The sequence below is a fragment of the Pseudomonas sp. JH-2 genome (assembly GCF_036231725.1).
GTDB lineage: Bacteria > Pseudomonadota > Gammaproteobacteria > Pseudomonadales > Pseudomonadaceae > Pseudomonas > Pseudomonas delhiensis.
This window is the reverse complement of the sequence record NZ_JAZAQP010000110.1, coordinates 1-1288: the sequence shown is the minus strand read 5'-3', so window position 1 is coordinate 1288 and position 1288 is coordinate 1. Positions and strand designations below refer to the sequence as shown.

General features: G+C 60.5%; 1 protein-coding gene. It reads left to right on the top strand.

The window, feature by feature from the left end; genetic code table 11:
- The first annotated feature begins 90 nt into the window (after window positions 1-90).
- Entirely contained in the window at window positions 91-1227 is a 1137-nt protein-coding gene (locus VV867_RS30920; RefSeq protein ID WP_425343529.1) for an IS481 family transposase, read from the top strand.
- Window positions 1228-1288: the final 61 nt, after the last annotated feature.

Here is a 1288-nt window from a genome sequence, read left to right as displayed (position 1 = left end):
GTGTTCTGCCGGGAGACATGGGTAACAGGTGTCGGGAGACATAGGTAACGCATTTAGGATCACGGAATTGCCGTATCGGGAGATCGAGCGATGCCGTGGAAGGAGTGCACACCTGTGTCCAGTCGATATGAGTTCGTTCTCCTGGCAGAGCAGCCTGATGCCAACGTGCGTGAGCTGTGCCGGCGCTTCGAGATCAGCCCAAAGACCGCCTACAAGTGGATTGGCCGCTATCGCGAGCAAGGTGAGCCGGGGTTGCTGGATAAGTCTCGGCGTCCCTTGAGTTGCCCTCACAGCAGCAGCGAGGACCTGGAGCAGGCCGTCCTGGCCTTGCACGAGGCCTATCCCGCCTGGGGCAGCCGCAAACTGCACAGCCTGATGGCGGGCGATGAGTCTGTGCGTCCACATCACAGCACTATCGATGCGATTCTGCGTCGACATGGCCGGCAGTTGCGTTATGGGGCCGACTCCGGCCCTGCCGCGACATCGCGCTTTGAGCACGAGGCGCCAAACGACCTCTGGCAAATGGACTTCAAGGGGCACTTTGCGCTGTTCGGCCAGCGCCAGCATTGCCATCCATTGACTCTGCTCGATGACCACTCGCGCTTTGCCCTGTGCCTGGCGGCCTGTGCTGACGAGCGGCGTGAAACGGTCCGCCAACAACTGATCAGGGTATTCCGGCGCTATGGTCTACCCCTGCGTCTGACCAGCGATAACGGCCCACCCTGGGGCTCAACACGTCGCGGCGGCATCTCGGCGCTGGAAGTCTGGTTGATGCGCTTGGGCATCAAGGTCGGGCACAGTCGTCCTCACCATCCGCAGACCCAAGGCAAGCTCGAACGCTTCCATCAGACGCTCAAGCGAGAGTTGCTGCACAACGCGCACTTCCGCACCCTGGAGCAATGCCAGGCGGGTATGGACCGCTGGCTTGAACAGTACAATCAGCAACGTCCACATCAGGCGCTGGGCCAGAAGCCGCCCTTGACGCGTTATCAGAGCAGCCCCAGGCCATACCCGGAAAAGTTGCTGGAAGTGGAGTACGAGCCCGGGGAGCGGGTGCTGACGGTACATACCAAGGGCCAGATTCGCCTCAATGGCCGAATGATATTCGTCAGCGAAGGCCTGGCTGGTGAGCGAGTTGCCATCCGCCCTGCCAAGGAGGATGGCGTACTCGATATCATCTTCATCAACAAAACGGTCCGGCAGGTTGACCTCAGGCAGCCGGAATGACCATGGGAAAACCGTTACCCATGTGTCCCGACAAGCGTTACCTATGTGTCCCGGCAGAACA

Bases quoted from the DNA above. Each gene is read 5' to 3' on its own strand.
- VV867_RS30920 (WP_425343529.1), top strand. From the start codon at position 91: ATGCCGTGGAAGGAGTGCACACCTGTGTCCAGTCGATATGAGTTCGTT.